General features: G+C 60.8%; 17 protein-coding genes and 1 riboswitch. Of the genes, 13 read left to right on the plus strand and 4 right to left on the minus strand.

What is annotated here, in order from left to right; all coding sequences use genetic code 11:
- Positions 1-103: 103 nt before the first annotated feature.
- Genes ACOQOY_RS00760 through ACOQOY_RS00770 form a run of 3 tightly spaced genes read left to right on the plus strand, consistent with a single transcriptional unit; the run spans position 104 to position 2,416 of the window.
- Positions 104-772 carry a cupin domain-containing protein gene (locus ACOQOY_RS00760; RefSeq protein WP_420583583.1) on the plus strand — a complete coding sequence of 223 codons (669 nt, stop codon included), beginning with the start codon at positions 104-106 and terminating at the stop codon, positions 770-772.
- A 12-nt stretch (positions 773-784) separates the two neighbouring features.
- Positions 785-1,846, plus strand: coding sequence for a flavin monoamine oxidase family protein (locus ACOQOY_RS00765; RefSeq protein WP_420584016.1), 1,062 nt, complete (start codon positions 785-787; stop codon positions 1,844-1,846).
- A gap of 6 nt (positions 1,847-1,852) precedes the next feature.
- Positions 1,853-2,416: a TetR/AcrR family transcriptional regulator gene (locus ACOQOY_RS00770; RefSeq protein WP_420583584.1), complete on the plus strand. Its 564-nt coding sequence runs from the start codon at positions 1,853-1,855 to the stop codon at positions 2,414-2,416.
- A gap of 11 nt (positions 2,417-2,427) precedes the next feature.
- Here ACOQOY_RS00770 and dld read toward each other — a convergent pair whose 3' ends face one another.
- From dld to ACOQOY_RS00790, 4 genes are all read right to left on the minus strand, one after another.
- Positions 2,428-4,125, minus strand: a complete 1,698-nt coding sequence (gene dld, locus ACOQOY_RS00775; RefSeq protein WP_420583585.1) for a D-lactate dehydrogenase — start codon at positions 4,123-4,125, stop codon at positions 2,428-2,430.
- Between the two features lie 19 nt (positions 4,126-4,144).
- Entirely contained in the window at positions 4,145-5,296 is a 1,152-nt protein-coding gene (locus ACOQOY_RS00780) for an alpha-hydroxy acid oxidase (RefSeq protein WP_420583586.1), read from the minus strand.
- Positions 5,297-5,308: 12 nt separating this feature from the next.
- Entirely contained in the window at positions 5,309-7,372 is a 2,064-nt protein-coding gene (locus ACOQOY_RS00785; protein ID WP_420583587.1) for a TRAP transporter large permease subunit, read from the minus strand.
- Between the two features lie 118 nt (positions 7,373-7,490).
- On the minus strand, positions 7,491-8,540 hold the full coding sequence (locus ACOQOY_RS00790) for a TRAP transporter substrate-binding protein (protein ID WP_420583588.1): 1,050 nt from the start codon (positions 8,538-8,540) through the stop codon (positions 7,491-7,493).
- 337 nt (positions 8,541-8,877) lie between these two features.
- On the opposite strand from ACOQOY_RS00790, the gene ACOQOY_RS00795 reads away from it, so the two are divergent.
- The 10 genes from ACOQOY_RS00795 (at position 8,878) to ACOQOY_RS00840 (ending at position 20,459) form a co-directional block, all read left to right on the plus strand.
- On the plus strand, positions 8,878-9,654 hold the full coding sequence (locus ACOQOY_RS00795) for a FadR/GntR family transcriptional regulator (protein ID WP_420583589.1): 777 nt from the start codon (positions 8,878-8,880) through the stop codon (positions 9,652-9,654).
- A 50-nt stretch (positions 9,655-9,704) separates the two neighbouring features.
- Positions 9,705-9,809: riboswitch (TPP riboswitch) on the plus strand.
- Between the two features lie 32 nt (positions 9,810-9,841).
- Entirely contained in the window at positions 9,842-10,822 is a 981-nt protein-coding gene (gene thiB / locus ACOQOY_RS00800; protein WP_420583590.1) for a thiamine ABC transporter substrate binding subunit, read from the plus strand.
- Positions 10,798-12,345, plus strand: coding sequence for a thiamine/thiamine pyrophosphate ABC transporter permease ThiP (locus tag ACOQOY_RS00805; protein WP_420583591.1), 1,548 nt, complete (start codon positions 10,798-10,800; stop codon positions 12,343-12,345). Before thiB ends, ACOQOY_RS00805 begins: the two co-directional genes overlap by 25 nt.
- Positions 12,332-13,024: an ATP-binding cassette domain-containing protein gene (locus ACOQOY_RS00810; RefSeq protein ID WP_420583592.1), complete on the plus strand. Its 693-nt coding sequence runs from the start codon at positions 12,332-12,334 to the stop codon at positions 13,022-13,024. The genes ACOQOY_RS00805 and ACOQOY_RS00810 overlap by 14 nt, the downstream gene beginning before the upstream one ends.
- A 146-nt stretch (positions 13,025-13,170) precedes the next feature.
- A complete protein-coding gene (locus tag ACOQOY_RS00815) occupies positions 13,171-14,184 on the plus strand; it encodes an ABC transporter ATP-binding protein (protein WP_420583593.1) in 1,014 nt (337 codons plus the stop codon).
- On the plus strand, positions 14,172-15,269 hold the full coding sequence (locus ACOQOY_RS00820; protein ID WP_420583594.1) for an ABC transporter ATP-binding protein: 1,098 nt from the start codon (positions 14,172-14,174) through the stop codon (positions 15,267-15,269). Before ACOQOY_RS00815 ends, ACOQOY_RS00820 begins: the two co-directional genes overlap by 13 nt.
- Positions 15,266-16,777: an ABC transporter substrate-binding protein gene (locus ACOQOY_RS00825; RefSeq protein ID WP_420583595.1), complete on the plus strand. Its 1,512-nt coding sequence runs from the start codon at positions 15,266-15,268 to the stop codon at positions 16,775-16,777. The genes ACOQOY_RS00820 and ACOQOY_RS00825 overlap by 4 nt, the downstream gene beginning before the upstream one ends.
- A 42-nt stretch (positions 16,778-16,819) precedes the next feature.
- A complete protein-coding gene (locus ACOQOY_RS00830; protein WP_420583596.1) occupies positions 16,820-17,785 on the plus strand; it encodes an ABC transporter permease in 966 nt (321 codons plus the stop codon).
- A gap of 1 nt (position 17,786) precedes the next feature.
- Positions 17,787-18,650: an ABC transporter permease gene (locus ACOQOY_RS00835; protein ID WP_420583597.1), complete on the plus strand. Its 864-nt coding sequence runs from the start codon at positions 17,787-17,789 to the stop codon at positions 18,648-18,650.
- Between the two features lie 15 nt (positions 18,651-18,665).
- Positions 18,666-20,459 carry a gamma-glutamyltransferase family protein gene (locus tag ACOQOY_RS00840; protein WP_420583598.1) on the plus strand — a complete coding sequence of 598 codons (1,794 nt, stop codon included), beginning with the start codon at positions 18,666-18,668 and terminating at the stop codon, positions 20,457-20,459.
- The last annotated feature ends 1 nt before the right edge of the window (position 20,460 follow it).

Consider the following 20,460-nt stretch of genomic DNA (forward strand, 5'->3'; position numbering starts at 1 on the left):
GAGAGCGGAAATCTTTGTGGCTTCGCATGTTGAAATCTTGCCTACCTATTAGTAGGTAAATTCCATTACACTTGCCTGACCCTCGTCGAAAGGACCTCTTCCCATGGAACTCAACTCGGATTTCTCCGCCCGCGTCGTTGTCCACGCTGATCAGCTTGAGTGGCAGGCCTCGCCCATGAAAGGCGTAGACCGGCGGATGTTGGACCGGATCGGCGGAGAAGTCGCGCGCGCCACCACGATCGTGCGCTATGCGCCGGGCAGCAGTTTCTCGGCCCATACCCATACGGGCGGAGAGGAGTTCATCGTGCTGGACGGCGTCTTTCAGGATGAACACGGCGATTTTCCCGCCGGAACCTATGTGCGCAACCCTCCTACCTCGGCGCACACTCCGGGTTCCGAGCCCGGCTGCACCATCTTTGTGAAGCTCTGGCAGTTCGACATGCAGGACCGCACCCAGTTCCGCAAAACCATGGCCGACGAACTGGCTGCCCCAGTTAGCGGTGTGGCCACAGCCACCCTGCATGAAGATGACCGAGAAATTGTGACCTACAGCCACCTCGACGCCGGGGCGAGCCTGACCTCGGATGCCGCGGGCGGCATCGAACTGCTGGTCATCGACGGCTCGGTCACAACGGGTGAGGACACGCTGACCAAAAACAGCTGGTTGCGCATGCCCGAAGGGGAACCCCTGTCCGCTATCGCCGGTTCCGAAGGGGCAAAAATCTGGATGAAGACCGGACACCTGCCCTTTGCGCAGGCCCCTCAGGTCTAAGCGGGTTCCATGGTGCGAACCGAAACCCTGATCATCGGCGCGGGCCTGTCCGGGCTTTATCTGGCAACGCAGTTGGCCGCACAGGGGCGCGACTTCCTGCTGGTCGAGGCTCGGGACCGTACAGGCGGGCGCATTCTGACGGAGCGACAGGGCGACGGGTATTTCGACCTCGGCCCGGCCTGGTTCTGGCCGGGACAACCGCGCATCGCCGCATTGATCGACCAACTTGGATTGGATTGGTTCGAGCAATACTCGGAGGGCGCACTGAGTTTTGAAGATCAGACGGGCCGCGTCGAACGCGGGCGTGGATTCGCGTCTATGCAGGGCTCTTACCGATTGAAAGGTGGTTTGGGTGCGTTAACGGAAGCGTTGGCGGCAAGCCTGCCGAAGGGCCGTTTGTACCTGTGCACCCCGATCGAAACCTTGAAACGTACCGCCGACGGGATCATCGCGAGCACCCGGTCAGGACAGACCTTTCACGCCAAACAGAGCGTGCTCGCCCTGCCCCCACGTGTCGCCAGTCGGATAGCCTTTAGCCCAGACCTGCCGCAGGAAACCCGCAACGCAATGACAGGGATCGCGACATGGATGGCCGGTCACGCCAAGGCCATCGCCACCTATGACACCCCATTCTGGCGTGACGCCGGACTATCCGGCGACGCGATGAGCCGTCGCGGACCAATGGTGGAAATTCACGACGCGTCACCCCAACAAGGCGGGCCTTATGCGCTGTTCGGCTTTATCGGCGTACCGCCGCAGGCGCGGCAGGACGAACAGCTCTTGCGACAGGCCGTACTGGACCAGCTTACCCGCCTCTTTGGACCGCGGGCCGCTGAGCCGAAGTCACTGTTCATCAAAGACTGGGCCTTTGATCCGTACACCTCAACCGAGGCGGATCAGCAGCCGCTGTTTTCGCACCCGGCTTATGGCCTGCCGCACTCGATGGCACATATCTGGGACGGCCAGCTGATCTTTGCCGGCACCGAAGTCGCCAGCGAGTTCGGAGGTTACGTCGAAGGCGCACTGGAGGCGGCAGAGACCGCCCTGCCCCGGATCGCAAAGGAAAAGGTATAACCGCGCATGAGCACCGAGACCAAAACCGCCCTTTTGGATGTCGCCGAACACGCCGCCCGAGCACGCGGGTTTGACGGATTCAGCTATGCCGATCTGGCCGATGCGGTCGGTATTCGCAAAGCCTCGATCCACTATCACTTCCCCACCAAGGCGGCGCTGTCCGAGGCCCTGATGGATCGCTATCACGCAACGCTTGAGACCGAATGTGAAAAGATCGAAGCTGAATACGACACCGGGTCCGCACGTCTGCTGGCCCTGATATCGCTCTACCGCGAAGCTCTGAATGACGGCAAAACCCTGTGCCTTTGCGTATCGCTGATCAGCAGCCGCGAGAGCCTGTCCAATGCGGTCCTCGAAAAGATCGACGCGTTCCATGCGATGATGCTTGGCCGGATACAGGCGATTTTTGACCTGGGTCAGGAAGATAAGACAATCGCGGGTGTCACCAATCCAACGGCCGAGGCCCGCGCGACGCTCGCGCTGTTGGAAGGGGCGCATCTCACCGCCCGCGCCGCGGAAAGTATCCAGACCTTCGACGCCGCCTTCGAGATGCTGACCAGCCGCTGCTAAAACACGAACTTTTACGCAGCGCTGTCTTCGCTGTAATTCTTGGCCTTGGGCATTTTTCCGATTCCCGGATTGAACGAGTTGGTCGGATCGCAGGACATATAATGCGCCGCCAGAGCGGGCTTGGCCTGATATAGGTGACCGACATTGTGCTCGGCCGGGTACTCCGCGCCGCGCTCATCCAGAATCTTTAGCATTGCCTCTTTGATCGCCTTGGGATCACACCCCTTTTTCACGATGTAATCCTGATGCATCACGTGACACATCAGATGGCCGTAGTAGACCTTACCCACCAGCTGATCGGTGATTTCGGCAGGCAAAGTTTCGAACCAGTCGCGGTCATTGCGGCGCAGCGCGATATCCAGCGCCAAAATCTCTTCGACGTCATTCGCATGCACGTGGCCATAGCGCACGGCGGCACCGGCAGCCGCAAACCGATGCAGCCCGGCAATCTTGGCTTCACGCGGTGTGCATGTGACAAATTCCGCGCCGCGCCCTTCGAAGAACTCGGGCAGGAACGCCGCAGCCTCTTCGATGCCACCGTCATGCATCTTCAGGATCAGGTGGTGTTCGTACTTGTTGCGAAAGTCATAGAGGAACTTCGGCAAATGCTCGGGCCAGAGCTTTGAGACGACCTGCATGAACTTGTCGGTAAAGCCCCGGGTCAGAGAGAACTTGTTCAGGCGTGAGTCCACCGCGCCTTTCAGAGCAAAGAACATCGGCAGCCTGTCTGTCCCCAGTTTGTCGATCATCACCAGCGTGTCCTTGCCGTATTTCGCGGCGATGTCGAAACATTCGCGATGCACGTATTCGGCTGAGACAGGCAGGGTCTCGAAATCCTTCAGGATGTGACGCCGCAGCTCGGTCAGATCAGCAGGGTCATTTGTCCCGATATAAAAGACCTGTTCGCGGTCGTAGGTCGGAAAGGTGTCAAGTCGCACCGCAAACACCGCCAGCTTGCCTGCGCAGCCAGAAACTTCGTACAGCAGCCGGTCATCGTTGTTGTAGCGCGACGGCGTATCCGCATCCACATCGCGCAGGATCGTTGTGTAATCCGGGTCCGAGGCGTTGCGGCCTTCGGGCGTTGTGGCGTTTCTGTCAAAATCTCCGGCTTCAAGCCGCGTGAGGATCTCTTCCGGAGTTTCGCCCAGATCAAGACCCAGGTGGTTCACCAGTTTCAACTCGCCATCCGCATTGATCTGAGCAAACAGCGCCAATTCAGTATAGCTTGGGCCGCGCTCGCACAGCGAACCGCCTGAATTGTTGCAGACCCCGCCAAGAATAGACGCGCCGATGCTGGAGGAGCCGATCACCGAATGGGGCGTGCGCCCCAAGGGGCGCAGCTGCTTTTCAAGTTCAAACAGCGACGCACCCGGAAAGCTGAGCACCTGCCGCCCGTCCTGCAAAAGATGCAGAGCGTTCATGCGGCTGACATTGATCAGCACGACGTCGCGGTCATAGCCGCCCTTGGGTGTGGACCCCTCGGTCAGGCCCGTGTTTGAGGCCTGCATGATAACGATTTTGTCTGCTTCGACACAGGCTTGCAGCACCTTCCACTGCTCCAGAAGGCTGCCGGGCTGAACGACGCACAACGCCTGCCCCTCGCCCGAGCGGAAGCCGCGCCGGAACCGTTCTGTCGCGCGCTCGCCGGTCAGGACGTGACGCGATCCGACAATGGAACGAAAATGTGTGATCAGCTCGTCATTGGTCATATTGGTCCCCATTTCGGGTTCAGGCGTTGCGGAAACGGATGTTCTCGCGGCTCAGTTGGTCGACGCTGGTGACGCCCATCAGTTTCATGTCGCGCTCGATCTCGGCCCGCATCAGGCCGAGGGCACGTTCCACACCCGCCTGCCCGGCTGCGGCCAGCGGGTACAGGTAATGCCGACCGACGCCGACCGCCTTGGCGCCAATCGACAGCGCTTTGAGCACATGCGTGCCGCGCTGGATACCGCTGTCCATCATCACGTCGAGCTTGTCGCCGACGGCGTCGACGATCTCGGCCAGTTGGTCAAAAGGCGTGCGCGAACCGTCCAACTGTCGGCCACCGTGGTTCGACAGGATGATGCCGGTACAGCCGATCTCAGCCGCGCGTTTGGCATCTTCGACGGTCATGATGCCCTTCAGGCAAAACTGACCGTCCCAGTCCCGCACCATTTGCGCCACGTCATCCCAGTTCATCGACGGGTCGAGCATGTCGGTAAAATAGCCACCGATCGAGCTGGCGCCCCCACCCATATCCACGTGTTCTTCCAGTTGTGGCAGTCGGAACTTCTCGTGAGTGACGTAGTTGATCCCCCACATCGGCTTGATCGCAAACTGGATCATGCCGCCCAGGGTCAAACGAAACGGGATCGAGAAGCCGGTGCGCAGGTCTCGTTCCCGGTTGCCGCCGGTGATGCTGTCGACGGTCAGCATCATGACCCCGACGCCCGCCTCTTTGGCGCGCTGCATCATGGCGGAATTCAAGCCGCGATCCTTATGAAAATAGAACTGATAGACCTGCGGGTTTTGATGCTTTTGCCGCAGCTCTTCCAGCGACACGGTCCCCAGCGAGGATACCCCGAACATCGTCCCGTATTTCTCGGCCGCCGCCGCAACCGCGCGTTCCCCCTGATGGTGGAACAAGCGCTGCAAGGCGGTGGGTGAGCAATAAACCGGCATGTCCAGCTTTTGCCCCATCACGGTGACCGACATGTCCACATCCGACACCCCACGCAGGACCGAGGGCAGCAGGTCGCAGCGGTCAAACGCGTTGGTGTTTTCCCGATACGTCACCTCATCATCCGCGCCGCCGTCGATGTAGTTGAAGATCGGCCCCGGCAGCCGCTGTTTGGCCAGCCGCCGGAAATCGTGGAAGTTATGACATTGGCTCAGACGCATCGGATGTGCTCCTTAGTAGGCGACCGAGGGCAGCCAAGTCGCAAGGGTCGGCCACAGGAAGACCAGCGCCAGTCCGGTCAGCTGCAGCAGCACAAAGGGGATGATGCCTTTGTAGATGTGCGTCAGCTTGATCTCGGGCGGGCAAACGCCTTTCAGGTAGAACAGGGCGAAGCCGACCGGTGGGGTCAGGAAGCTGGTTTGCAGCGTCACCGCGACCAGGATCACGAACCACACCAGCGCCGGTTCATCCAGAACGCCAAAGCCCGGGATGTCGATGCCGAGGCCATTCACGATGGGACGCATCAGGGGCAGCACGATCAGCGTGATCTCGATCCAGTCCAGCACAAAGCCCAGCAGGAAGACGATGAACAGGATGAACAGTATCGTGCCGTTGGCGCCAAAGCCGGTGGACTGCACCACATGCTCGATCAGCTCGTCTCCGCCCAGTTCGCGCAGGACATACGAGAACACGGTCGCACCAAGGAAGATCGCGAAGATATAGGCGGTGGTGTTGAAGGTCGAAACCAGCACATTCCACAGCTTGGCAAAGGTCAGTTTGCGGTATCCCAAAGCCAGCAGTGTCGCACCCAGTGCGCCGATGCCCGAGGCTTCGGTCGGCGTGGTCAGACCCGCGAAGATCGAGCCCAGCACGGCAAGGATCAGCATCAGTGTCGGGATCACGGCGATCAGCACGTCTTTAACAGCGGCCCAATCGGGGGCCTTTGCGCCTTCGGGCACCGGGGCTGCATCGCGTTTCACCAAAGCAAGGATGAAGATGTAGGTCAGGTACAGGCCACCGATGATGACACCGGGGAAGACGGCGGCCATGAACAGGTCACCAACCGACAGGGCCATTTGGTCGGCCATGATCACCAGCATGATTGAGGGCGGGATCAGAATACCCAGAGTACCAGAGGCCGAGACGACACCCGCCGCAAGCGTCGGTTGGTATTTCTGCTGCATCATCGACGGCAGCGACAGAACGCCCAGCAGAACCACAGACGCACCGATGATACCCGTCGAGGCCGCGAGGATGATCCCGATCAGGGTCACGGTGATCGCCAGACCTCCGCGCACGGTGCCGAACAGGCGCTGCATCGAGGACATCAGACGCTCGGCCACACCGGATTCGTCCAGCATCAGGCCCATGAAGATGAACATCGGCAGGGCAACCAGAACCGCGTTGGACATGGTCGCATAGACCCGGTTCACCACCGCCCCGAGGGTCAGGTAGTCGAGCCCGGTAAAGGTGCTTTCAAGCCCTGTCCACAGCATCAGATCGTTGTCGAACAGGTAAGCCAGACCGCAGTAAGCAACACCAACACCGGCCAGCACCCATGCCACCGGATAGCCAGTGAACAGCAGCGCGATGAAGGTCAGGAACATCGCGATGACCAGTTTTTCCTCAGTCGTCTCGACCAGGAAAGTCAGGCCCACGCAAACGGCTGCGAACACGGCCAGCACCAGCAGGATGCGGCGCAGCGGTGCGCCTTCGCGCTCCGAGGCCGGTCCGTACAACAGAGCGTGTCCGTCATGGATCAGCCGCGCAAGCGCGGCCAGCGCCAAAAGGATGAAGCTGATCGGAATGACCGCCTTGAAGGCCCAGCGTGCGGGTAGGCCCGTGGGGCTGTCCGAGCGCTCATTCACGCGGAAGCTTTCGTAGAAATAGTCATACCCCTGATCGACCATCAGATAGATGAATGGGGTTAGCAGGGTCAGGATGCCGATCACCTCGATGATCCGCTGCGCGCGGCGGGAAAGCTGCATATGCAGCACGTCCACACGCACGTGGCTGTCCGTGATCAAAGCATAAGAAATACCGATCATCGTGACGATGCCGTAGAAATGCCACTGGATTTCGTCCAGTTTGGGATAGTTCTGGCTGAACAGGTAACGCAGCGAGACCTGAGAAAAGATCGCCGCCATCAGCAGGACGTTCGCCCACATGACCACATGGCCGACGGCTTTGACGCTTGTGTCAATCGCAACGGCGATTTTCTGGCGGTCTGTCTCGGGGTGTTCCAGGATGCCCTCATAGGCTTCGACCGGATCGTTGAGGTTCTTTTGCGTAGCCATGGTCATTCCTCGCTCAGCAGCCCGAGGCACGGGCAGTGAAAGGTTAGAAAGTCCGAAATTCAGGAAAGAAGGCCCGGAGCGGCGGATGCCGCCGCCCCGGACGCGTCAGTCAGAGTGATTACTGACGCGGGAGGAACGCGTTGGTCTTCCAGAGGTCATAGCCGTCACGGAATTCGTTCATGTCGGCCAGAACTTTGGCGAAGAAGGCGTCGTTTGCAGCTTCTTCAGCAGCAACCTCTTCCCAGGTCGTGCGGAAGGTATCCAGCATCTCGGGCGACCACTGCTTGATGGTGACACCGTTGTTTTCGACATTGTCGATCAGCGCTGCGTGCTGGATCGCTTCACCTTCGGCAAAGCTGTCCGCCATCGAGGCCTTACAGGCGGTTTCGATGATCGCCTTGTGCTGATCGTTGGTTTCGTTCCAGACGTCCTTATTGATCATCAGCTCGAACACGGTCGCCTGCTGATGCCAGCCGGGGAAATAGTTGAACTTGACCAGTTTGTGGAAGCCCAGACGCGCGTCGATGGCAGGCATAGAGAATTCGGTCGCGTCGATGGCACCTTTTTCCAGCGCAGGGAAAATCTCACCACCCGGCAGCAGCGACGTGGCAACGCCCAGCTTCTGCATGACTTTGCCGCCCAGACCGAAGAAGCGCATCTTCAGGCCGTTCAGGTCTTCGGGCGAATTGATCTCGGTGGCGAACCAGCCCGAGGTTTCCGGGGCAATCACCGCGCAGGGGATGACGTGGACGTTGTAGCCCGCCTGATCATACATCTCCTGATACAGGCTCATGCCGTTGCCGTAGTACAGCCATGCCATATATTCGCCCGCCTCGGGACCGAACGGCACAGCCGAGAACAGCGGCGCGGCGGGGATTTTACCTGCCCAATACCCGGCAGTGGTGTAGCCCGAGTTGATCTTGCCGGTGGATACGGCGTCCAGAATTTCGAACGGCGGAACCAGTTTACCCGGCTCATACACCTTCATCTTCAGCGTGCCGCCCGACATCAGGTCCAGCTGCTCGGCAACGCGCGGGATCGGCGAACCAAGGCCCGGCAGTTCAGTCGAGAATGCAATAGGGGTTTTCAACAGCAGCTTGTCAGCGGCAACCGCAGGTGCGGCCATCAGGCTGGCGGCCACGGCGAGGCTCGTCAGGGTCTTTTTCATGAAATCTCCTCCAGGGTCGTTCGGGATGGGTATCCCAATCAGCGGCGCAGGCTCTTCCAGCGCCCCTCCGGTGGTAAACTAACTTTACCAGTATAATCCAGTCAACAACTTTGTTTACCACTGGCTCAATGCTCAAATTCCTAACCACAGATAACCGGAACAGTTTCTGGGACCTGAACAAATGCCGCGCATAAGCGCGTTTTGGGCTTTTATTGTTTTTTGACAGATATTTAATCAAACTCATCCCAGCAGTGAGTGTCGCTTGAAATTTTCAGCAATATGGTTATATTTATTTACCACTACGCCCCGACATCTCCCAAAACAGAGGGATTGTGCTATGAGCCCCACAGCGATTTTTGAACCGGTCGGACACGAATCGCTGGCCGAGGCCGTCGTGGCGCAAATCGAGGATTTGATCGCCTCGGGGATATTAAAGCAGGGGCGCAAACTGCCATCTGAGCGGGATCTGGCCGAAATGCTGCGCGTTTCGCGCCCCAAACTGCGCGAGGCGCTGGCGGTTTTGGAAGAACGCGGTCTGGTCACGACCCAGCACGGCGAGGGTACATTTGTTGCCGCCCTGACCGGACAGGCGATGATGCCCGCGCTTCTGGCCCTGTACGAACGGCACGAACCCGCCTTTTTTGATTATCTGGAATATCGCCGCGAACAGGAAAGTTTTGCCGCCCGTCTGGCCGCGCGGCGCGCCACCAATGCAGACAAAGAGCGGATCGCCGAGATACTGGCCGAAAACGAACGCGCCTGGCGTGAGAATGACACCAAAGCATCGCAAGAGGCCGATTTTGCGCTGCATTCTGCAATTGTCGATGCCAGTCAGAATGCCACACTAATCCATATTATGGCCTCAATCTACGAACTCACCCGTCGGGGTGTGTTCTACAACCGCGACTTCCTGAAAACGATTGACGGGACCGGCAGGCAATTGCTGGCCCAGCATCTGGAACTTGGTCAATCGGTGATCGACGGCGATGAAGAGCGCGCGGCACAGGCCGCGACCGATCATATCGACTTTGTCGAACAATCCTTCAGGTTGGGGATCGAACGCAGCCGCCGAGAGGCTATGGCCGAAAAGCGCAGGATGCTGTCGGATCAGTAAGCCCCGAACGACAATTCCGGTTGTCTTTTGATCCATTCCCCCCTAGTCACGTCCTCACCTCGGGGTGCGTGGCCTGCCGCGCTGAGATGCCATGGGCAAACCCGTTGAACCTGAACCGGCTAGAACCGGCGGAGGGAAAGGTAACGGATCCATCCACCCTTGCCCTCTCGCCGCAATGGAGGATGACATGAAACATCTACTGATTGCTGCGGGAATTCTGAGTGCAACTTCGGCCATCGCTGCCGACAAACCTCAGCTGACCGTTTATACCTATGACAGCTTCGTCTCGGACTGGGGCCCCGGCCCGCAGGTGAAAGAGGCGTTTGAGGCCGTCTGCGACTGCGAATTGAACCTTGTCGGCGTTGAGGACGGCGCGGCCCTGCTGTCGCGCATCCGGCTTGAGGGTGAGAATTCTGACGCCGATGTGGTGCTTGGTCTGGATACCAACCTGATCACCGCCGCCAAGGAAACCGGCCTGTTCGCGCCCAGTTCGGTCAGCGCCGAATACACCCTGCCAATCGAATGGACCGATGAGGTTTTCGCCCCTTACGATTGGGGCTACTTTGCCTTTGTCCACAATGCCAACGCTTCCGCTCCGGGTAACTTCCGTGAACTGGCAGACAGCGAGACCAAGATCATCATTCAGGATCCGCGCTCGTCGACTCCGGGTCTGGGGTTGCTGCTGTGGGTCAAAGCCGCCTATGGCGATGAAGCGCCTGAGATTTGGGCTGGGCTGTCCGACAATATCGTAACCGTGACCAAAGGCTGGTCCGAGGCCTATGGTCTGTTTCTGGATGGCGAGGCCGACATGGTTCTCAGCTATACGACATCGCCAGCCTATCATCTGATCGCCGAAGAAGATGCCAGCAAGGCCGCCGCCGCCTTTGATGAAGGCCATTACATGCAGGTCGAGGTCGCAGCGAAACTGGCCGGAACCGACCAGCCCGAATTGGCCGATCAGTTCCTGAACTTCATGGTCTCGGACGCATTCCAGCAGATCATTCCGACCACCAACTGGATGTACCCGGCGGTGACTCCGGCCGCGGGCCTGCCCGAAGGGTTTGACACGCTGACGGTTCCCGAAAAATCCCTGCTCTTCGGAGCCGAAGAAGCCGCCGCTGTGCGGGATCAGGCATTGGCGGAATGGCTGGGCGCGCTCAGCCAGTAAGCCCCATCGCAGGCATTGGCGCGGCGGCACTGGTTGCCGCGCTGATACTGGGTACGCTGGCGGCCGTTGGCCTGCGGGCGGAAACGAGCTCTGGGCTTGGCCCTTCGGACTGGGCTGCGTTGCGGTTCACGCTGACACAGGCGGTGCTGTCTGCACTGTTTAGCGCTGCCTTGGCAGTTCCGGTTGCCCGCGCTCTGGCCCGCAGACGTTTTGCCGGGCGCAGCGCGTTGATTGCCTTGTTGGGCGCCCCCTTCATCCTGCCTGTTATCGTGGCCATCCTTGGCCTGATACAGGTCTTTGGACGCGCCGGATGGATTTCCGATATTCTGGGTTATGTCGGCCTGCCGCCCTTGCGCATCTACGGGTTGCACGGAGTCGTTCTGGCGCATGTGTTCTTTAACCTGCCCCTGGCCACGCGACTGATCCTGCAAGCCTGGCAGGAAGTCCCCGCCGAACGGTTTCGACTGGCCGCGCAACTGGGTTGTGATGGGTGGGCCATGTTCCGCCTCATCGAATGGCCCATGCTGAAACGCACCCTGCCCGGTGTTCTGGCCGTGATCTTCGCCATCTGCCTCACTAGTTTCGCCGTGGCCCTAACCCTGGGCGGAGGTCCGCGCGCCACGACTCTGGAACTGGCGATCTTTCAGGCCTTCACCTATGATTTTGACCTCGGTCGCGCTGCGTTACTGTCCACATTGCAACTGGCGCTGACGGCTGCGGCAGCGCTTGCGGCACTCAAGTTCTCGGGCAAGGACGGGTTCGGAACCGGGCTGGACCGGGCAATCCGCCGCTGGGATGGTGGCGCGCCCGTAACCGATGTCTTCTGGATCATGGTCGCTGCAACCTTTCTGCTGCTGCCACTGGCGTCGGTGGTTTTGTCCGGCGTCGCCGGGGTCATGGATATGCCCGCACAGGTGTATCGCGCCGCCGTTACATCCATACTGGTCGCCGCGGCCAGTACCGCCCTGCTGCTGATGCTTGCGCTGCCGATGGCGACAGCGGTTGCCGCCGGGCGATTTGGATTGGTCGAGCTGAGCGGCATTCTGGGTCTGGCGGCGTCTCCGCTGGTAATCGGCACGGGCCTGTTCATTCTGATCCGCCCGATGGCCAATCCGGCCACGCTGGCTCTGCCGATTACGGCGCTGGTCAATGCCGTTATGGCCCTGCCGTTTGCGCTGCGCATTCTGGTGCCTGCCGCGCGGGATACAGTCTCGCGGCACGGGCGGCTTGCGGCGTCCCTGAACATGAGCAGGACGACTTTCTTCACCCGCATTCTTCTGCCCCGCCTGCGGCCCCAGATCGGATTTGCCGCCGGGCTGTCTGCCGCCTTGTCGATGGGGGATCTCGGCGTGATCGCCCTGTTCGCCGACCCGCAGATTGCAACCCTACCCTTGCAGATATACCGCCTGATGGGCGCTTATCAGATGCAGGCCGCCGCCGGGGCCGCCCTGCTGTTGTTGATTTTGTCGATGGGCGCGTTCTGGCTATTGGACCGAGGAGGCCGCTGGCATGCTGAAACTTGATCGCTGCGTCATACGAAACGGCAATTTCGACCTGCGCGCCGATATCAGTATCGCGGCTGGTTCTTCGACCGCCATTATCGGCCCGTCCGGCGCGGGTAAATCCACACTGCTGGAAGCGGTCGCCGGGTTCCGCGATCTCGATCGGGGTCAGGTTTTCTGGCAAGGAAAAACCATCTCGGATCTGCACCCCGGGAAACGCCCGATTGCGATGCTGTTTCAGGACGGCAACCTGTTCCCGCATCTGACGGCGGAACAGAATGTAGCGCTGGGGCTGAGGGCGAACGGGCGGCTTTCGCCCAGCGAACACGCGCAAGTCCAGTCCGCTCTGGACCGTGTCGCTCTGCCTGATTTAGGGGGCCGGAAACCGGCTGAGCTGTCGGGCGGACAGCAAAGCCGCGTGGCTTTGGCACGAGTTCTTGTGCAGCGTCGTCAGCTGCTGTTGCTGGACGAACCCTTTGCGGCCCTCGGTCCTGCGCTGAAGGCCGAGATGCTGGATCTGGTCGCCGAACTGGTGGCCGAAACCGGGACGACATTGCTGATGGTCAGCCATGACCCACAGGATGCACGCCGCATTGCCAGCCACACTGTGCTTGTGGCCGACAATCAGGCCCACGCACCTGCACCGACCGCGCAGCTTTTGGATAACCCGCCGCCTCAATTAAGGGCCTATCTGGGCTAGCGCTTTCGATACGCCACCCAGCGAATTCACCGGACAGCCGACAAACATCGCGCATCACGCCAGCGTGAGCGGGACCCTGCGTCGTTGACAACTAAAAGTGAATCATGCAACCTTTCTGATATTGGTTGCTTTAAAGGTTGCATACCGTGCGACACCCCGACCCCAAAGAAAACGCTCCGATCCTCAGACTGGACGCCTTCAGCTTGTCCTTCCGGGGTCATGCGAACTGTGCCGTTGAGGACCTGAGCCTTCAGGTCGCGGCCGGCGAAACGCTGTGTATCGTCGGCGAATCCGGTTGCGGAAAATCGGTTACGGCCATGGCGCTGATGGGGCTGTTGCCACGGGACGTTATCACCATCCCCAACGGCACGCTGGAGTTCGAAGGCCGCAGCTATGATCTGCGCAGCCAATCGCTGGATGCTGAGACGCGCGGCAACCGCATGGCAATGATCTTTCAAGAGCCGATGACATCTCTCAACCCCGCTTTCCGGATCGGCGATCAAATTGCCGAAGCCTTGTTGCGCCATAAGACCTGCACGCGGGCCGAGGCGACGGACAGCGCCTTGCAGATGCTGCGCCGCGTAGGGATTCCGGCGCCGGAGCAACGCTTGCGCGAATATCCGCATCAGCTGTCCGGCGGAATGCGGCAGCGGGTGATGATCGCGATGGCGCTGATCAACAACCCCTCGCTGCTGATCGCGGATGAGCCGACAACGGCGCTGGATGTCACCATTCAGGCGCAGATTCTGGACCTGATCCGCGAGTTGCAGGCGGAAACCGGGATGGGAACGCTGTTGATCACCCATGATCTGGGCGTGGTCGCCGAAGTCGCGACCAATGTGGCCGTCATGTATGGCGGTCAGATCGTGGAAAGCGGCCCGGTCGAGGCAGTGTTCGACGACCCCCAGCATCCCTACACCATCGGGCTGATGAGCTCGGTGCCGCGTATGTCAGGCGCGCGCGATCGCCTGATCACGGTGCCGGGGACGGTGCCGTCAATTGCCGACATGCCCGAAGGCTGCCGGTTCCGTACCCGCTGTCCTTTCGCCACCGCCGACTGCGCTACGCGCCCGGCGCTGGCGGACATCGCAGGCGGTCATGCGGTGGCCTGCCACTATGCGCCTCTTGAGGCTGTCAGGGGGGTCAGATGCGCGACGTAATCCTTGAGGCCCGCAACCTGTCCCGCCACTTCACGTTGGGCGGAGGGTTGTTCGAACGCAAAACCAAGGTGCGCGCCGTGGACGGTGTATCCTTGCAAGTCCTTCGCGGAGAAACCTTTGCCATTGTTGGAGAATCCGGCTGCGGCAAGTCCACTTTGGCACGGTTGCTGATGCGGCTGGACCGTCCGACCTCGGGTCAGGTTCTGTTCGATGGACAAGAGGTTCAGGACCTTGCCCGCCGCGATATGGCGCCGTTGCGGCGCGACATGCAATTTGTGTTTCAGGATCCGTTCTCGTCGCTGAACCCACGCATGACCGTGGGCAAGCTAGTCGGCGAAGCGCTTGAGGTCCACGCACCAGAACTGGACGCCGACGACCGACGCGTCAGGGTGGCCGAGCTGCTGGCGCAAGTCGGACTGCTGGCCGATCACGCCAACCGCTATCCGCATGAATTTTCGGGCGGGCAGCGGCAACGGATCGGCATTGCCCGGGCGCTGGCCTCGGGGCCGCGCCTGCTGATTGGGGATGAACCGGTTTCGGCGTTGGATGTGTCGGTTCAGGCGCAGGTGGTCAATCTGCTGAACGATCTGAAACAGGATCTGGACCTGACGCTGGTGATCATCGCCCATGATCTGGCCGTGATCCGTCATATGAGCGACAGGGTCGCGGTGATGTATCTGGGACAAGTAGTCGAAACCGGCCCGGCCGAGCAGGTCTTCAACGCACCCAAACATCCCTATACCCACGCGCTGCTGTCGGCGATTCCAGAGCCGGAGCCGGGCAGAGACCGCAACCAGATGGCGCTGACGGGCGAAACGCCCAGCCCTTCGGCCCCGCCCGCCGGCTGCCGCTTTCACACCCGCTGCCCCTATGCGCAGCAGGATTGCAGGGCCAGCGCACCCGCACTGGACACCGCAGACGCCGACCATCAGGTCGCCTGCCACCATTGGAGCATCATACCAGAGGCCGGAAAACCGGCCCCGCCCCGACGCCGCAGCGCCGGAGCAGAAGAGCGGTTCGCGCTGTATCGCGCCGCCGTCCAAACAGACCCGAATTCTGTCACACACAGAGAGGAAACATCATGAATGCCTTCAAAACCGGCCTTCTTGCCGGACTTCTGAGCGCAACAGCCCTGTCCGCACAAGCAGCTGACCTGCGCATCGCCCTACAATCGGATGCCGATGTTCTGGACCCCGATCAGTCGCGTACTTTCGTAGGGCGCATCGTCTATGCGTCGCTCTGCGACAAGTTGGTGGATATCACGCCTGATCTGGAGCTGATCCCACAGTTGGCCACCGGATGGGAATGGAGTGAGGACGGCAAAGCGCTGACCATGACCCTGCGCGAAGGCGTGGTGTTCCATGACGGCACCCCGTTCAACGCGCAGGCCGTAGCGGACAACATCGACCGCTCGCAAAACCTTGAGGAATCGCGCCGCAAATCGGAATTGAAATCAGTCACGGGCGTTGATGTGGTCGACGACTACACCGTGCGCTTTAACATGGCCGCCCCGGACGCGACGCTGCTGGCGCAGTTCGCGGATCGGTCGGGAATGATGGTCTCGCCCACCGCGGCAAAGGCGGCAGGTGCGGATTTCGGGCTGAATCCGGTCTGTTCCGGCCCGTTCAGTTTCAAAGAGCGCGTGGCGCAGGACCGGATCGCGCTTGAGCGGTTTCCGGATTACTGGAACGCCGATGAGATCCATTTTGACAGCGTGACCTTCCTGCCCATTCCGGACACCACCGTACGTCTGGCCAATCTGCAATCGGGCGATATCGACATGCTGGAACGCCTCGCTGCCACCGATCTGGGGCAGGCCGAAAGTGACGGCGACATCAATGTCCAAAGCGCAGTTTCGCTGGGTTATCAAGGCATTACAATCAACGTCAACAATGGCGAAAAAGGCGACAACCCCTGGGGCAATGACAAACGTCTGCGTCAGGCGCTGAGCTATGCGCTGGACCGCGACGCGATCAACCAGGTGGTGTTCGAAGGCGCCTTTGCGCCCGGCAACCAGCCCTTCCCGCCGACCTCGCCCTGGTATGATGCCGATCATCCGGTGCCCGCACGCGACGTAGAAAAGGCCAAGGCGCTGCTGGCCGAGGCGGGCTTTCCCGATGGGATCGACCTTGAGGTCCAGGTGCCCAACACCACCGTCCCGCTGCAACTGATGCAGGTTGTGCAGGCGATGGCGGCTGAGGCCGGGATCAAGATCGAGATCACGTCCAAGGAATTCGCCACCCTGCTGGCCGATCAAAGCGCCGGTGACTATCAAGCCAGCCAGATCGGCTGGTCGGGCCGGGTCGATCCTGATGGCAACATCCACCAGTTCATGACCACCGGCGGCGGCATCAATGACAGCCACTACTCGGACCCGAAAGTAGATGAAATGCTGAACAACGCCCGCGCCTCGACCGATTTCGATGTGCGCAAGGCGGACTACGACGCCGCGCGAGACATTCTGACCGAGGATATGCCCATCGTATATCTCTATCACCAGACATGGATCTGGGCGCTGGATGATGGCCTCAAAGGTTTCACCCCTTACCCGGACGGGATGATCCGTCTGGAAGGTGTGACGCTGGAGAAATAAGCCACTCACGGCCCGCCCGGACCTCCAGCCGGGCGGGTTGCCTTGACCGAAAGCCCTGAACCCATGTTGTCCTTCATCCTGCGCCGTATTCTGATTGCAATCCCGACGATCCTGCTGATCTCGGTCTTTGTATTCAGCCTGCAAAAGCTGCTGCCCGGCGATCCGGTGCTGGCCATGGCCGGTGAGGAGCGCGACCCGGAAGTCCTGGAATATCTGCGCGAGAAATACCGGCTGAACGATCCGATCCCGGTGCAGTATGTGACATGGGTTGGCAATGCGCTTAGGGGTGATTTGGGGATCTCGCTGCGCACCAATCAGCCGGTGACTGAACTGATTGCCGAGAAGCTGCCGGTGACGATCCAATTGGCGGTGATGGCCATTCTGTTTGCGCTGGTGATCGGCATTCCGGCGGGCATTCTGTCTGCGGTGAAAAAAGGCACCGTGACCGACTACATCGCCAACATCGTGGCGCTGTCGGGGCTGTCGATCCCGAACTTCTGGCTGGGGATCATGCTGATCCTGCTGGTGTCGGTGCGGCTCGATCTATTGCCCGCCTCGGGCTATGTTCCGCTGTCCGAGGACCCGGTAAAATCCATCACCACAATGTTAATGCCCGCCTTTGTGCTGGGCACCGCGTTGGCCGCGACACTGATGCGGCACACGCGATCGGCAATGCTGGGTGTTCTGAAATCCGACTATGTGCGCACCGCACGGGCCAAAGGGCTTCATGAACGGCGGGTGGTGCTGAAACACGCTTTCCGCAATGCACTGACACCCATCGTCACCCTGACGGCCCTGCTGTTCGGTGAACTGATCGCAGGCGCTGTACTGACCGAGCAAATCTTCACCATCCCCGGCTTTGGCAAGCTGGTGGTCGATGCGGTGTTCAACCGTGATTACGCCGTGGTGCAGGGCATCGTTTTGGTGACCGCCGTAGGCTTCATAGTTATGAACCTGCTGGCCGATGTGGCCTATGTGCTGCTCAACCCGCGCCTGAGGACTGCCTGAGATGACTGTCGCTGACCCCATCTTGACGCGCCGCCCGGAAAGCCGGGTTTGGAAGAAGTTCCGCACCCACAAAAGCGCCATGCTAGGGGGCGTGCTGGTGGCCTTCTTTGTACTGATCGCCTTGCTGGCCCCGATCCTGCCGATCCCGGACCCTGCTGCGACGGATTGGGGCGCGGTGCGCAAACCGCCGACCGGGGCGCATCCGTTTGGCACTGATGAGATTGGCCGCGATGTGCTGTCGCGGATGATCTGGGGGGCGCAGGCGTCGCTGCTGGCCGGGGTAGTCTCGGTGGGTATAGCCGTGGTTATGGGCGTACCGCTTGGCATCGTCGCGGGGTATTTCGGCGGCTGGACCGACGCGGTGATCTCGCGCTGTACCGAGGCGCTGCTGGCCGCGCCGTTCCTGATCCTCGCCATCGCTCTGGCGGCGTTTCTTGGGCCGTCGCTGACAAACGCAATGATCGCCATCGGCATCTCGGCCACGCCGATCTTTATCCGCCTCACCCGTGGGCAAGTCTTGTCGGTAAAAGCCGAGGATTATGTGACCTCGGCCCGCGCCATCGGGTTGCCGACGCCGAAAATCCTGACCCGTTACATCTTTCCCAACGTGCTACCGCCGGTGCTGGTGCAGGCGACGCTGACCATCGCCACCGCCATCATCGCCGAGGCATCGCTGTCCTTCCTTGGCCTCGGCCAGCAACCGCCCGCGCCTAGTTGGGGGTCAATGCTGAACACCGCCAAGAACTTCCTCAATCAAGCCCCGTGGATGGCCATGTGGCCGGGCATCGCGATCTTCCTGGTGGTGCTGGGGTTCAACCTTCTGGGCGACGGGCTGCGCGATGCGCTGGACCCGCGCGAACACTGAATTTCGGAGACTCATATGTCAGACTTCACCACCCGACCCGAGATACGAGGCACCTTTGGCGTCGTCACCTCGACCCACTGGATTGCCTCGGCCGTGGGGTTCGGCATTCTGGAAAAAGGCGGCAACGCCTTTGACGCGGCGGTTGCAACGGCAATGACCCTGCAAGTGGTCGAGCCGCATCTGAACGGCCCCGCCGGTGACATGCCCGCAATTTTCCATTCGGCCAAAACCGGCAAGACCGAAGTGCTGTGCGCACAGGGGCCAGCCCCCGCTGCGGCCACGATTGAGCATTATACCGGACTGGGGCTGAACCTGATCCCCGGCTCGGGCCTGCTGGCCACAGTCATACCGGGCGCGTTTGACGGCTGGATGCTGATGCTGCGGGATCACGGGTCCCTGCCCTTGCGCGACGTGATGGCCCCCGCCATTGCCTATGCGCGGGACGGACACCCGGTGCTGCCGCGCGTCGCGAACACCATTGCGGGGCTGTCGGAGTTCTTTGAGGACGAATGGCCCAGTTCCGCCGAGACATGGATGCCCGATGGCAAAGCCCCTGAGCCGCATTCCAATTTCGCCAACCCCGCCCTTGCGGCCACTTATGAACGTCTGGTCACCGACGCCGAAGAGGCCCACGACGACCGCGTCAAACAGATCGACGCCGCGCGCCATGCGTGGCGGCAAGGTTCCGTCGCGGATCGCATTTTCAACTATCTGGCCGGTGCGGTGGTGATGGACGTCTCGGGCCTGCGCAACAAGGCGGTTCTGACACGCGAGGATATGGCGGAATGGCGGGCGCAGTACGAAGAACCGCTCAGCTACGACTATCACGGCTGGACCGTCCACAAGACGCAGGCCTGGAGTCAGGGGCCAGTTCTGTTGCAGGCGCTGGCGATCCTCAAAGGCATTGATCTGGGCGCAATGGACCCGAACGGGGCCGAGTTTGTCCACACCGTAATCGAGGCGATGAAGCTCGCCTATGCGGATCGTGAGGCCTACTACGGCGATCCCGACCACTCAGACATTCCGATGGAGTACCTGCTGAGCGACGAATACGCAGCAGAACGCCGGGCGCTGATTGGCGAAGATGCCTCGCATGACCAACGCCCGGGCCGGGTGCCGGGATATGAGCATCTGGCCGACGCCTATATCGCCCGTGCCGCGCGGGACTTTCAGGCCAATACCGGGGCCAGCGCCGGTGAGCCCACGATGTCTCATCTGACCGAAAAGCGCGGCGATACCGTGCATCTGGACGTGATCGACCGTTGGGGCAACATGGTGGCCGCAACGCCGTCGGGCGGTTGGCTGCAAAGCTCTCCGGTCATACCGGGGTTGGGGTTTCCGCTCAACAGCCGGGCGCAGATGTTCTGGCTTGAGCCGGATCTGCCGACCTCACTGGCACCGGGGCGCAGGCCGCGTACGACGCTGACGCCGACCCTTGCCGAGAAAGATGGAACGCAGCTTGTCTTCGGCACACCGGGCGGTGATCAGCAGGACCAATGGCAGCTGATCTGGTTCCTGCGCTTTGTTCATTTCGGGCTGGGTTTGCAGGAATGCATGGACGCGCCGCTGTTCCATTCGATGCATTTCCAAGGCTCGTTCTATCCCCGCGCCGCGCAGCCCGGCGCAATGATGATCGAGGCCACATTCGGTGAAACAGTCATCGAAGATTTGCGCGCGCGCGGTCACACAGTCACGGTGGCCGAACCATGGACGGTCGGACGTCTGACCGCAGCGCTGCGCGAAACAGACGGAACCCTGCGCGCGGCGGCAACGCCGCGACTGATGCAGGCCTATGCAGTGGGGCGTTAAC

This window comes from Ruegeria sp., assembly GCF_965221235.1.
GTDB lineage: Bacteria > Pseudomonadota > Alphaproteobacteria > Rhodobacterales > Rhodobacteraceae > Ruegeria.